Here is a 13,387-nt window from a genome sequence, read left to right as displayed (position 1 = left end):
AACCATTCACAATTTAATTATAATATATTTATTCAATGAACAAAGATCGGAATTATTTGAATATTCAACAATGAAACCGGTTGACATATGAAACCGGTTGACATAAAATAATATTGAAAGTGCTTTCATATTTAAAAACTATTCTACATCACTAGCTAAAGGGGCATTTAATGTGAAAGGTTCAAAAAGTCTATATTGGAAGTTAAGTGCATATTTCTTCTTTTTCTTTTTTACTTGGTCTGCTAGTTATTCTTTATTTTCTATTTGGTTAGGGCAAGAAATAAAATTAAATGGTTCAGAAACAGGTTTGATTTTTTCTGTAAACGCTATCTTTGCCTTATGTATACAGCCTTTGTATGGTTACATTTCTGACAAAATAGGTTTAAAGAAAAATGTCTTATTTTTTATCAGTTTATTACTTGTATTTGTAGGACCATTCTATATTTTTATCTATGGACCGTTATTACAATACAATGTCATTTTAGGTGCAGTTGTTGGGGGACTATATTTAGGAGTAGCTTTTTTGGCTGGCATCGGAGCCATCGAATCTTACGTTGAAAAGATTAGTCGTAAGTATAAGTTTGAGTACGGAAAATCAAGAATGTGGGGCTCGTTAGGATGGGCAGCAGCTACATTTTTTGCGGGACAGATATTTAATATCAACCCACATATTAATTTTTGGGTAGCATCTGTTTCAGCCATCATATTGCTCACAATCATTATGTCCGTAAGAATAGAAATGACAGATCACGAAATGGAAAAAGCCGATTCTGTTACATTAAAAGACGTTGGACGACTATTTCTATTAAAAGATTTTTGGTTTTTAATGATGTATGTTATCGGAGTGACATGTGTTTATAGCGTTTATGATCAACAATTCCCAATTTATTATGCATCCTTATTTCCAACTGAAGGTTTAGGCAATCAAGTATTTGGATATTTAAATTCCTTCCAAGTATTTTTAGAAGCTGGGATGTTGTTTCTTGCCCCATTTGTAGTCAATAAACTTGGCGCAAAGAATAGTTTAATTTTAGCAGGACTTCTAATGGCCTTTCGAATCATTGGATCTGGACTTGTCATTGGACCAATTGGAATTTCATCCATGAAATTAATTCACGCACTTGAATTACCGATTATGTTGATTGCTATTTTCAAGTATTTAGCAGCGAATTTTGATACAAGATTATCTTCTGTATTATATTTAGTCGGTTTTCAATTTGCCTCTCAAGTAGGTGCATCTATTCTTTCACCAATCGCAGGTGGATTATACGATAATATAGGTTTTCGTCATACCTATATCATCATGGGAATCATGGTTTTTTGTTTCACAATTATTTCAATTTTCACGTTATTAAATTCGGAAAAAGTCATAGAATCGCGAGTGAAGGTAAAAAAGGATACAAAAAGTTATCTAGGAGGATATTAGGATGTTATCAGTAAATGGAATTCAGAAAGCAGAAGAGGCACTTAAGAATACAAAAGAAAAAATGAATAACCGTTATCGACTAGGTTATCATATCATGGCACCAGCGAACTGGATCAATGATCCAAATGGTTTAGTACAGTATAAAGGGGAATACCACGTATTTTATCAGCATCATCCATATGATGAAAATTGGGGTCCAATGCATTGGGGACACGTAAAAAGTAAGGACCTTGTTCATTGGGAGCACTTGCCCATAGCCTTAGCTCCCGGAGATGTTTGTGATACAGATGGATGCTTCTCGGGAAGTGCAGTCGATAATCATGGAGAACTAACTTTAATCTATACTGGACATCATTATACCGATAAAGAAAAGGACCTCTTCTATCAAAATCAAAATATTGCGGTCAGTACAGATGGTACTACTTTCGAGAAAGTTGGAGAGAATCCAGTTATTGCCGAGCCACCAGCAGATAGTTCACGTCATTTTCGTGATCCAAAGGTATGGAAACATAACGATGTTTGGTATATGATTTTAGGAAATTCAACTAAGGATAATATTGGAAGAGTTATTATGTATCGTTCTTCTAATCTACGTGAATGGGAGTACATTGGCGTCCTTGCGCAAAGTGACGAGAATCTTGGATATATGTGGGAGTGCCCAGATTTCTTTGAATTAGATGGAAAGTATGTCCTCTTGATTTCTCCACAAGGGATTCAAAAAGAAGGAGATTTATATCATAACTTATTTCAGACAGGTTATTTGATTGGAGATTATCATTACGAAACAAACGAGTTTGTGCATGGGGGATTTACTGAGTTAGATAATGGACATGATTTTTACGCGGTTCAAACATTTTTGGATGAGAAAGGTCGTCGAATTGCGATTGGTTGGATGGATATGTGGGAGTCAGATATGCCAACAAAAGAAGATGGATGGTGTGGAGCACTTACATTACCACGTGAAGTTACTTTAGGAGAGAATGATAAAGTTTTAATGAATCCTGTGGAAGAATTAAACTTATTACGTGAGATTGAACATCATACACTTACCAATGTAACTTCTAATAGCTATTTAATAGAAACAAACGAAGATTTACTTGAAATAAAAGCTGTGTTTGACCTAACCAATTGTAACGCTCAGTCGGTTGGAATAAGAATTCGTGGAATTAACCAGGAAGAGACTGTATTAACGTATCACTTGGACAAGCAAACACTTAAACTCGATTGTTCTAAGTCTGGTAAAGTTGAAGATGGTATAAGAAAAACCATTCTTAGAGCAAATCAAGAGCTTTCCTTACGCTTATTCCTTGATCGATCCTCTATTGAAATATTTGCAAATGAAGGACAAGCAACTATGACAAGTCGTATTTATCCAACTGAAGATAGATTAGGCATTGAAATATTTACAGATATTGAAGATGTAAAGGTTAAGGATTTAACATACTGGAAGTTAAAAGATATTTGGAAATAAACTATGAATGAACAAGTGTAGAAGCACTTGTTCATTGTTTTGGGGTGAAGATGTTGAAAAAAGTTTTTTGTATTGGCGAAACATTAATTGATTTTATTCCTGTTCAAAAAGAAAAGTCTTTAAAAGAAGTTACTAGTTTTGAACGTGTGGCTGGGGGAGCTCCTATGAACGTTGCAATTGCGATTGCAAAATACGGGGGAAATTCTGTTATGCTAACGAAAATAGCTAATGATAGCTTTGGTGATTATTTAGTAGATGTGCTTGAAGGAAATGGGGTTGATACTTCATATATTATTCGATGCAATGAAGGAGAGACCGGTTTGGCATTCGTATCTATAGATAAATTGGGAGAGAGGGACTTCAGTTTTTATAGAAAGAATTCAGCTGACTTATTACTTTTACCAAACGAGGTGAAAGTAGAGTGGTTTGATAAGGGAGACCTTCTTCATTTTTGTTCTGTAGATTTAGTCGAAAGTCCAATGAAACAAACTCATATCAAAGTAATAGATAGTTTTCAAAAAATAGGGGGGATTGTCAGTTTTGATCCCAATGTTCGTCTTCCTTTATGGCCTGACAAAGAAAGCTGTCGTCGAACAATTCTAGACTTTTTACCTTTAGCAGATATCGTGAAAGTATCAGATGAAGAATTATTTTTTATAACCAATATTAAGGGAGAGAGGGAAGCTATTAACTCTCTTTTTGTTGGCAATGTAAAAGTGGTGGTTTATACCAAAGGGAAAGATGGAGCCATTATTTATTTGAAAAATGGAGAACAATTCGAGGATAAAGGATTTAAAGTGACTGTCTCAGATACAACCGGAGCAGGTGATGCATTTATAGGTGGTTTTTTATCTGAATTGCTTTCAATTGATATATCGTGCGACAATCTATGTCAAAAAGTGAGTGAACACCATCAACAGTTGCTTACCTTTGCTAATGCAAGTGGGGCACTTACTGCCTCAGTTAAAGGAGCGATTCACGCAGCACCTAGAAAACAACATATAATGAATTTTATTGCTACTCAAAGAGCATAAGAAAATATGTATTTATAGTTAGGAATTAGTATGAAATTCACGATATAAGTAAGGGTTAAAAGAAAGGATTTAAATAATGAGGACTGAAAAAGAAAAGATGTTAGATGGAGAAATGTATAATCCTGCAGACGCACAATTAAGAAACCATCGAGAACATGTTAGAAGGCAGATTAGAATATATAAGGTGCATTAAAGCGAGGTTAATATTTCCAACCTCGCTTGTTAGATTCGTCTGCACTTTTTCAATAAACAGGAAAATTCATTTTTCCTTAAATTCACTTTTTGGTCTGTGAATCAATCATTCCAAAAATTTCCTGAGATATTTTATTTATAAGCTCTACTTCAGAGTGAGATCGAGTAGAGAGTAAACAAACATGAGCTTTAAAATTTTCAAGCAAATGATCTTCTTCACTAACAGAAAAAAAGTAACCGGTTTAACTTCCAGTACCAGTAACAATTTTTCTAATTCTAATGTATCGAGTGTAATATTTCTTTCACCACGTTCAACACCTGCCGTAATAGGGGAAGAGGTTATGGCCCCTTGTTCATGTCCCGAATGGACCCTTATTCATGTCCTTGTACACAAGTAGAATATGAAACTGAACTTGCTCCAATTGTTCGTGAACAGCTTGAAATTATTTTTTATCAATTGTTAGTGAATCAATATACAAATGTCGAAAAACAAGTGTTAAAGGTCACGGCTGTTTTTTTAAGTTGGGGAATTCACGGAGCTTCTGTTGAGTGGAGAAAGAATAGTTCGCACATATCTTCAGAAGAATTTATCAAATCAGCTTGACAATGTTAAACCGCTCCACTAATATAAATGCTATAGCATATAAAATTGTTAGAGGGTGTTTACATGAAGTTACATGATTTAATAGGTTATCTCGTTCATCGCACTGATGTGAAAATGACGAATTATTTTACGAATAGGTTAAAGCCGTACGGAGTTACACCAGAACAGTGGAGCATTATTAGTATTCTTAGCCGTGAAAAAGGCTCGACTCAAAAGGAATTGGCAGAAGGCATTGATAAAAATCAAACCACTGTCGTAAGAATGATCCAGTCAATGGAACGAAAAGGGCTTGTCAAAAAAATCTATAATGAACAAGACCGGCGCTCGCATCACCTGTTTTTAACAGAAAAAGGGGACAAGATCAAAAAGGCGATTCTTCCTGTCGTCATGGATGCACATCGAACTGTGACAAATCAATTAAGCGATGAAGAGATTCAACAATTAAAATTACTTTTAAACAAATTATTTCATTCACACTATTCATCTTGATAAATCTGTAAGGTTGGAACAACCTCTATTTTGGTACGATATATGCTATGACATATAAATTTCACCTTTTGGTCAAATAACTTAGAAAGATGTGATCACTATTTTCATTCTTATTCTACAAATTGTATTGGCCGTTTTCTTTTTCCTAACAGGAACAAAAATCATATCAGGAAAAATGGCAGAAGAGTTCAAACGATTTGGTTTACCCGCATTTTTCAATGTTTTAACGGGGGCTCTTGAGCTAATAGGCGCTGCTGGAATGCTAGCTGGCATATGGATGCCAACATTAGCATTATTATCAGGCTTATTGTTAGGAGGCACGATGCTGGCAGCTGCATTTACTCTGATCGTATTGGCCAAAGACCCCTTTAAAAAAGCAATCCCTGCACTTGTTTTATTCGCTCTTAGTATTGGGGTCAGCTTATACCACATTCTTTAAGTTCATATCAAGGTAAGTCACAATAACCTAAACAAATCTCCATTTTTCTAATGGTGGATTGTGTTTAGGTTTTTTAGCGATTGAATCGTTTTCGAAGAACTAGGCATGAGATAGCAAAAACTGCGAAAGCGCCTGCTGATCCAGCAGTAAACATCAGCCCAGATTGTTCTAGTTTGGATTTGAATAACAAAGGGACAGAAAGAATGAGCGCGGCACCTGTACAACAAGTTTTAAACGATTTATTTATTCATTTCTTTTTATTAGTTTACATAATATATATTCTAGGAAGTTGTAAAACAGATCACTTTTCCGCATCTCAAAATTAAGTATACTTATCTTATTGAGATAAAATAAAAAAATCCAACGTTCAACCGTCAGATTCAGTTTGTTGATGATTCAAGATATTTTATGATCTTCGCTGGATTTCCACCAACCACAACATGTGATGGAACATTTTTGGTCACGACGGATCCGGATGCAATCACTGCACAGTCGCCAATGGTGACACCTGGGTTAATGATCGCGCCTCCGCCAATCCAAACATGATGACCAATATTTACTGGTTGACCAAATTCAATGCCTTTTGCGCGTTCTACTGGATCAAGCGGGTGTCCAGCTGTATAAATATGTACGTTCGGTCCTAATAAACAATGATTCCCAATGGTGATTTTACAAACATCTAATAAGACTGCATCAAAATTCGCAAAAAAATGCTCGCCTACTTCGATATTATATCCGTAATCGCATTGCAATCGTCCTTCGAACACCACATCTTCACCGCTAGCACCTAACAATTTCTTTAGAATGGCTCTTCTTTTTTCTGGGTCACCTGTTTGCTGGTAGGCAAATGTCAGTTTTCTAGCTTTTTCTCGATCTTCCCTCAAGGTTTGATCATTTGGTTGATAGTATTCTCCTTGGAGCATCTTTTCTTTTTCGCTTTTCATGTTGATCTCTCCCCTATTCGTTCTTTCTCCATCATGACCTTTTCACAAGTTTCCAGCAATATGATCCTTTATGTTGTTTACGAATGACGAAGTCTCATTTATAATCGAGTTGGTTTGCGTTTTGAACATATATAGAATATCAGATATGAGGGATTAGATGGAATTAAAGTGGTATAAAGCAATCATTGTGATTTTTACAATGTCCGGGATTTCTATCTCTACGTGGTTTTCACGGACTCCAGAAGTAAGAGATGTATTACAAGCGGACACTGGAACAATGGGACTCATTTTACTTGGCTTATCGGTTGGATCAATTGTTGGTCTTGTTCTCTCCAATGTATTCGTACGAACAAAAGGCGGACGAATGGCGATTGTCATAAGCGCCTTTTTGATGTTTATGGGCTTCGCCACACTTGCTGTTGGTTCTATGCTCCCTTCAACTCTTGTTGTCACGACTGGACTTTTTCTTTTTGGAATGGGCTCAGGTATGTGTAATGTGGCGATGAATTTAGAAGGAACTGAAATTGAGTACAGGATCAGTAAAACGATCCTGCCGATCTTACATGCTTCCTTCAGTATTGGGACATTGATCGGTGCAGGCGTTGGTATTCTGCTGATCTATCTAGGTGTTTCTGTCATGAACCATCTGCTCATCATTGCATGCCTTTTCTTATTCAGCATTCTTGCATCTACTCGGTTTATTCCGCATGGGACTGGAAAAGACAAGCGCGAGAAACAATCAAAAGAACCTCAACCTTCACAAAATACTTGGCTTAATAAGCGCACCGTATCTCTTGCGATGATCGCGCTATGTCTTGCCTTTGTAGAAGGCTCTGCAAATGATTGGATTCCCCTTGCAATGGTGGATGGATATCAAGTTTCACATTCAATGAGTACCGTCATCTATGCGTTATTTTTATGCGGTATGATTACCGGACGACTGATCAGCGGACAATTAATTGATCGGTTCGGCAGAGTATTATTGCTACGAATCGCCATTATATCGGCTGCTATCGGTCTACTCCTTGTGATTTTAAAAATCTCTCTTATTGTTTGCATGATCTCAATCTTCTTATGGGGCCTCGGAGCTTCATTAGGCTTCCCGCTGACCATTTCTGCTGCTGGTGATGATAGCCGGTATGCGGTCAAACGTGTGAGTATTGTCACTTTATCAGGTTACACAGCCTCTCTCTCTGGACCACCAATTCTAGGTCTTCTCGCCAATGAAGTGGGTCTACTCAATGCATTTATTTTTGTCCTTGTGGCCATATGTATTGCGGGAATCTTTACAAAAGCTGTCGCAAAGCCGCACTCAGGACAATCTCAAGAAGAAGTGCTAGAGTCATAGATGTAAAAAAATAATTTGAAACCTTTTACAGAGAGAAATAGTCTCATATATGTCTCATGTTTACACCATTTTCACTCAGGGAAAGAAAAGATGAAGACTTTTCAAATAACTGAAAACATGGTAAGCTCATGAAAAAACAGGAAGGGGTGAGAAAAATGAAAAGACATATGCTGTTAAAGTTAGCCGTCATATTCATCGCATTTGCAAGTTTTCATTTGTTCTCAATGCCTCATTCCGTTCAAGGTTATCACCATTTAAAGGTGGTCGCTGATCAAGAATCACATGAAATGAAAATTGTTCAAACAATGGACGATGAAAAAAAACATGTGAGCACAGTATTTGCCGCATTTACAGCATTGCTGATCATTGGTAGTGTATTAGCTGGATTTGCATGCATCACCTATACTGATCAATTTGACCGGAAAAAGAAGCATTTACTTGCAGTGTTCTATCAATCTTCTTATTTCGGATTAGCACGTGTTTAACCCAACCATTTAAATCAAAACAAAAATTGGGAGGTTTTACACGATGTTATTTTTCTTACGTTTATTCATTCTAGGTTTATTCTCGGTCACGTCCATTTCTCTTTTCGTTTATCAAGGAATTGAAGTGGTTCATGCCATTACTAGTATGTTTGGCAACCATGAGAGCTAAATGCCCTAAATACAAAACAGCCCCCTGACATTTGCAGGGGGTTTTCGTTTTTAAGATTTAGCTTGATCCGGTGAAGGTGCAGGTGACAGAAGAACATGCGTGACTTCTCCCTGCTCCTCTTCATCCAAAATAAATGACCCGTTGCTATACCGATCATTGGCTCTCAGACTAGAGATATCAAGTGGGATCGTTGTCCCCTTCTCTGTATCGATCTCAAGCGTGTCATGCAGTAATGCAGCCATTACAGCAACAACGCGATGAGGATTTTTCTTTAATTCTCTTAGCATCAATACGCCACGTTTGGCACGTGTTGTTTTCTCAAATTCCGAAAGATTCATACGCTTCACAGCGCCTCTTTGTGTAGTAAGCACAAGGACATGATGTTTCGGATCAATGATCTGTCCAGAGACCACTTCGTCTCCTTCTTTCAGATTAATTCCTTTGACACCAGCCGCTCTAGCACCAACCACGCTGACTTCTTCTTCATCAAACCACAATCCATACCCATTTTTCGTCGCAATAAACAATTCTTGCTGTCCTGTTGTGACGTGAACATCTATTAGTTCATCATCCCCTTTTAAGTTCAATGCAACGAGCGGTTTCGAATAACGCTGTGCTTTATATTGAAGAAGCTCGGTTTTCTTCACCATACCGCCTTTTGTAAAGAAGACAAGGTATGATGACTCATCAAATTCTTTAATTGGGATTGCCTTTTGTATATATTCATCACGATCAATCGAAATAATGTTTGTAATATGTTGCCCCATGTCTTTCCAACGTATATCTGGTAGCTGATGAACCGGACAATAAATGTAGCTCCCTTTATTCGTGAACAATAGAAGGACATCCGTTGTATTCATTTCAAACTGCTGAATCAACCGGTCTGTGTCCTTCATGCCAAAGTCTTTCCCATTAGACGCGGCATAGGAGCGCTGGCTTGTCCGTTTGATATACCCATCCTTTGTGACAGTGACATATACATCCTCTGAAGCGATCATGACTTCCAAGTTAATCTTGATTTCTTCAATTTTCTCTTCAATCACAGAGCGTCTGTCATCAGCATACGTTTTTTTGAGCTTTTTCAAACTTGAGGTAATGACCTTTAACAGCTTTTTCTCATGGGCTAAGATGTCTTCAAGTTCTGCTATACGCTGATCAAGCTCTTTCGCCTCTTCTCTTAATTGCGTAATATCCGTATTTGTTAAACGATACAATTGGAGAGAAACAATGGCTTCTGCTTGCGCTTCGGTAAAGTCGTATTTCTCTATTAAGTTATTTTTCGCATCGCGCTTATCATTAGACGAACGAATGGTCGCAATCACGTCATCCAAAATGGACAGTGCCTTAATTAAACCGTCGACAATATGATGGCGCTCCTTCGCTTTTCGCAGCTCATATGCCGAACGATTCGTCACCACTTCTTTTTGATGGGCGATATATGCATCTAGTACCGTTGTCAATGTCATTAACGTTGGTCTTCGATTATGAATCGCAACCATATTAAAATTATAAGGGATTTGCAGATCTGAATTTTTATATAAGAAGTTCAAGACGCCATTGGCATCGGCTTCTTTTTTCAGCTCTACGACGATACGAAGTCCTGTACGGTCAGTCTCATCTCGAACCTCCGAAATCCCCTCTACCTTTCTTTCAATACGAAATTCGTCCATCTTTTTGACAAGATTGGCTTTATTCACTTCATAAGGAATTTCTGTGATGACGATTTGCTGACGTCCACCACGAATGGTTTCAATTTCCGCTTTTCCGCGGATGATGATCTTTCCTTTACCTGTTTCATATGCCTTCTTAATGCCATCCACACCTTGAATAATGCCGCCTGTCGGGAAATCCGGCCCTTTAATGACCGTCATCAAGTCTTCTACGGTGCAATGCGGCTGCTCAATGCGCTTGATCACACCATCAATGACTTCTCCGAGATGATGCGGAGGAATATCAGTGGCATAACCAGCTGAAATTCCTGTCGATCCGTTGACAAGTAGGTTTGGAAACATCGCTGGTAAGACCACTGGCTCTTTGCTTGTATCATCAAAGTTTGAAACAAATTCGACTGTTTCTTTGTCTAAGTCTTTCAGTAGCTCTGACGCAATCGCTGATAGACGCGCTTCTGTATAACGCATAGCCGCTGGCGGGTCTCCATCGATACTCCCGTTATTTCCATGCATCTCAATCAGCACGTTACGCACTTTCCAGTTCTGACTCATCCTCACCATCGCTTCATAAACAGACGAGTCTCCGTGCGGATGATAGTTACCAATGACGTTTCCGACGGTTTTGGCCGCTTTACGGAAGTTTTTATCTTGTGTGTTGCCTTCCGCGTACATTGCATATAAAATTCTTCGTTGTACAGGCTTTAGACCGTCACGTGCATCCGGAAGCGCACGTTCTTGGATGATATATTTACTATAGCGACCAAAGCGGTCCCCAATGACTTCTTCTAATGGTAAATCGTGAAATCGTTCTTGTTGTGCCATGTTTAAACCTCCTCAGCTAGCGACAAGTTTTCATTTTCAAGAATGTTACTTTCCTCATCAATTCCGAAGGCGACATTCTTTTCAATCCATTTACGGCGCGGTTCTACTTTATCACCCATCAGTGTTGTAACGCGGCGTTCCACTCGTGCAGCATCATCAATTTTCACTCTGACAAGTGTTCTGGATTCTGGATTCATTGTCGTTTCCCATAGCTGGTCGGCATTCATTTCACCCAAACCTTTATAGCGCTGGATCGTATAACCCTTTCCAACTTTCTTTAGCACGTCATCCATTTCTTCATCAGACCATGCATACTCAATGATTTCTTTTTTGCCTGAGCCTTTGCTGACTTTATATAACGGTGGAAGAGCAATAAACACTTTTCCATGCTCGATCAGCGGCTTCATGTATCGATAAAAGAATGTTAAAAGAAGTACCTGAATATGAGCGCCATCTGTATCAGCATCTGTCATGATGACGATTTTGTCATAGTTGATGTCTTCTACTTGAAAATCGACACCTACGCCACCACCAACTGCATGAATAATGGTGTTGATTTCTTCATTTTTGAAAATATCCGCAAGCTTTGCTTTTTCTGTATTAATGACTTTCCCTCGAAGCGGAAGCACCGCTTGGAACTTCCGGTCACGTCCTTGCTTTGCTGATCCCCCGGCAGAGTCTCCCTCTACTAAGTAAAGTTCGTTTCTAGCTGGGTTTCTTGATTGTGCAGGCGTCAGTTTTCCGCTTAACGTGGCTTCGGATTTTTTCCGTTTCTTGCCGCTCCTCGCTTCTTCTCTCGCTTTTCTGGCAGCTTCTCTCGCCTGCTGTGCCTTTACAGCCTTTTTCACAAGGAGAGTCGCTGTTTCCCTATTTTCTTCGAGATAATAAGCCAGCTTTTCAGAAATGACCGCATCGACAGCGGATCTCGCCTCACTTGTCCCAAGTTTTCCTTTTGTTTGCCCTTCAAATTGTAGCAATTCTTCAGGAATTCTGACGGAAATGATAGCGGATAGCCCTTCGCGAATATCAGTGCCTTCTAAATTCTTGTCTTTTTCTTTTAGTAACGTGACTTTTCGTGCATATTCATTAAACGCTCTCGTCATCGCCGTTTTTGCGCCAGACTCGTGTGTACCACCGTCTTTTGTTCTGACATTGTTAACAAATGACAAGATATTCTCTGAATAGCCATCATTAAATTGAAAGGCAAAATCTACTTCAATTGACTGATGCACCCCTTCAAATGAGACCACTTCGCTCAGTACATCTTTTTCTTCATTGAGATATGCAACGAATGCCTCGATACCCGTCTCATAATAAAAAGTTTCTTGGACATCATGACGTTCGTCAATTAAGTCTATTTTTAATCCTTTTAATAAAAAGGCCGATTCTCTTAGACGTTCTGATAATGTATCGAAATTATAGGCCGTCACACTAAACATGGTCGGATCTGGTTTAAAGTGAAGCAGTGTTCCTGTCTTTTTTGTTTTCCCGATTTTTTCAAGGGAAGTGACAGGCTTTCCGCCGTTTTCAAAACGTTGATGATAAATAAAACCATCACGTTCAATTGTCACGGTGAGCCATTCTGACAGTGCATTCACAACTGAAGCCCCTACACCGTGAAGTCCACCACTTGTTTTGTATCCGCCTTGACCAAATTTTCCGCCCGCGTGCAAGACTGTTAAAATAATTTCAGGCGTTGGTTTTCCAAGCTTGTGCATACCAGTAGGCATTCCACGCCCTTTATCCTGAACGGAAATGCTATTATCTTTATGTATTTTCACAATGATTTGATCTCCATGGCCAGCTAGCACTTCATCGACAGAGTTATCTACAATTTCATAAACAAGATGATGAAGTCCACGGGAATCGGTTGATCCTATATACATTCCTGGACGTTTCCGAACCGCTTCAAGCCCCTCTAGCACCTGAATTGAATCATCGTTATAATCTACTTGCTGCTTTTTAACCAAATGCTTATTCCCCTTTCACTACCAAACATAACCGGTTCATCATGAAATGATCTCTTGAGATTTTAATGATGATCATGCTGCTCATTACGATCTAATTTAATAAGCTGCATCATCACCATGCATATGTGCTTCATCTATACATACTCTTTTGCACAACGATCAAAGATTTTGCATTCAGAACTCGAAGTCCATTATAAACAAGACTATATCATAAGCCAAATGCATTCATCATGATGAAACCAGTTAAACAGAACAAACGTTCCTATTTTATGATATCGCTCTTTTTCTTCATTTGCAAGGTCATCAATATAGTCCCTGTCGCCT

General features: G+C 38.4%; 13 protein-coding genes. 10 read left to right on the top strand and 3 right to left on the bottom strand.

Annotated elements, in window-relative coordinates; translation table 11 throughout:
• Positions 1 to 172: 172 nt before the first annotated feature.
• From AB1K80_RS05415 to AB1K80_RS05385, 7 genes are all read left to right on the top strand, one after another.
• Positions 173 to 1,426: an MFS transporter gene (locus AB1K80_RS05415; RefSeq protein WP_412855600.1), complete on the top strand. Its 1,254-nt coding sequence runs from the start codon at positions 173 to 175 to the stop codon at positions 1,424 to 1,426.
• Between the two features lies 1 nt (position 1,427).
• Positions 1,428 to 2,897 (top strand): glycoside hydrolase family 32 protein, encoded by a 1,470-nt coding sequence (locus AB1K80_RS05410; protein WP_412855599.1) that lies wholly within the window; start codon positions 1,428 to 1,430, stop codon positions 2,895 to 2,897.
• A gap of 53 nt (positions 2,898 to 2,950) precedes the next feature.
• Complete coding sequence (locus AB1K80_RS05405; RefSeq protein ID WP_412855598.1) at positions 2,951 to 3,931, top strand: carbohydrate kinase family protein; 981 nt, start codon at positions 2,951 to 2,953, stop codon at positions 3,929 to 3,931.
• A gap of 76 nt (positions 3,932 to 4,007) precedes the next feature.
• Complete coding sequence (locus tag AB1K80_RS05400; RefSeq protein ID WP_412855597.1) at positions 4,008 to 4,124, top strand: maltose acetyltransferase domain-containing protein; 117 nt, start codon at positions 4,008 to 4,010, stop codon at positions 4,122 to 4,124.
• A 348-nt stretch (positions 4,125 to 4,472) separates the two neighbouring features.
• Positions 4,473 to 4,727 carry a hypothetical protein gene (locus tag AB1K80_RS05395; protein ID WP_412855595.1) on the top strand — a complete coding sequence of 85 codons (255 nt, stop codon included), beginning with the start codon at positions 4,473 to 4,475 and terminating at the stop codon, positions 4,725 to 4,727.
• A gap of 63 nt (positions 4,728 to 4,790) precedes the next feature.
• Positions 4,791 to 5,216: a MarR family winged helix-turn-helix transcriptional regulator gene (locus AB1K80_RS05390; protein ID WP_289383192.1), complete on the top strand. Its 426-nt coding sequence runs from the start codon at positions 4,791 to 4,793 to the stop codon at positions 5,214 to 5,216.
• A 91-nt stretch (positions 5,217 to 5,307) separates the two neighbouring features.
• Positions 5,308 to 5,655 carry a DoxX family protein gene (locus AB1K80_RS05385; protein WP_106028876.1) on the top strand — a complete coding sequence of 116 codons (348 nt, stop codon included), beginning with the start codon at positions 5,308 to 5,310 and terminating at the stop codon, positions 5,653 to 5,655.
• Positions 5,656 to 6,035: 380 nt separating this feature from the next.
• Here the strand turns inward: AB1K80_RS05385 and AB1K80_RS05380 are convergent, their stop codons facing one another.
• Positions 6,036 to 6,599, bottom strand: coding sequence for a sugar O-acetyltransferase (locus AB1K80_RS05380; protein ID WP_412855594.1), 564 nt, complete (start codon positions 6,597 to 6,599; stop codon positions 6,036 to 6,038).
• Between the two features lie 157 nt (positions 6,600 to 6,756).
• Here AB1K80_RS05380 and AB1K80_RS05375 point away from each other — a divergent pair, with 157 nt between their 5' ends.
• The 3 genes from AB1K80_RS05375 to AB1K80_RS05365 all read left to right on the top strand — a co-directional run bounded on the left by AB1K80_RS05375 (position 6,757) and on the right by AB1K80_RS05365 (position 8,601).
• Positions 6,757 to 7,947, top strand: coding sequence for an MFS transporter (locus tag AB1K80_RS05375; RefSeq protein ID WP_412855593.1), 1,191 nt, complete (start codon positions 6,757 to 6,759; stop codon positions 7,945 to 7,947).
• A 155-nt stretch (positions 7,948 to 8,102) separates the two neighbouring features.
• Positions 8,103 to 8,432: a hypothetical protein gene (locus AB1K80_RS05370; RefSeq protein ID WP_412855592.1), complete on the top strand. Its 330-nt coding sequence runs from the start codon at positions 8,103 to 8,105 to the stop codon at positions 8,430 to 8,432.
• Between the two features lie 43 nt (positions 8,433 to 8,475).
• Positions 8,476 to 8,601, top strand: coding sequence for a hypothetical protein (locus AB1K80_RS05365; RefSeq protein WP_412855591.1), 126 nt, complete (start codon positions 8,476 to 8,478; stop codon positions 8,599 to 8,601).
• A gap of 50 nt (positions 8,602 to 8,651) precedes the next feature.
• Here the strand turns inward: AB1K80_RS05365 and parC are convergent, their stop codons facing one another.
• Both parC and parE read right to left on the bottom strand, forming a co-directional pair.
• Positions 8,652 to 11,093: a DNA topoisomerase IV subunit A gene (parC, locus tag AB1K80_RS05360; protein ID WP_412855590.1), complete on the bottom strand. Its 2,442-nt coding sequence runs from the start codon at positions 11,091 to 11,093 to the stop codon at positions 8,652 to 8,654.
• A 2-nt stretch (positions 11,094 to 11,095) separates the two neighbouring features.
• Entirely contained in the window at positions 11,096 to 13,063 is a 1,968-nt protein-coding gene (gene parE / locus AB1K80_RS05355; protein ID WP_412855589.1) for a DNA topoisomerase IV subunit B, read from the bottom strand.
• Positions 13,064 to 13,387: the final 324 nt, after the last annotated feature.

The organism is Bacillus sp. 179-C3.3 HS, from assembly GCF_047229225.1.
GTDB lineage: Bacteria > Bacillota > Bacilli > Bacillales > Bacillaceae > Bacillus.
Note: the sequence above shows the minus strand (reverse complement) of the source record. Positions and strands in the feature narration are given on the sequence as shown.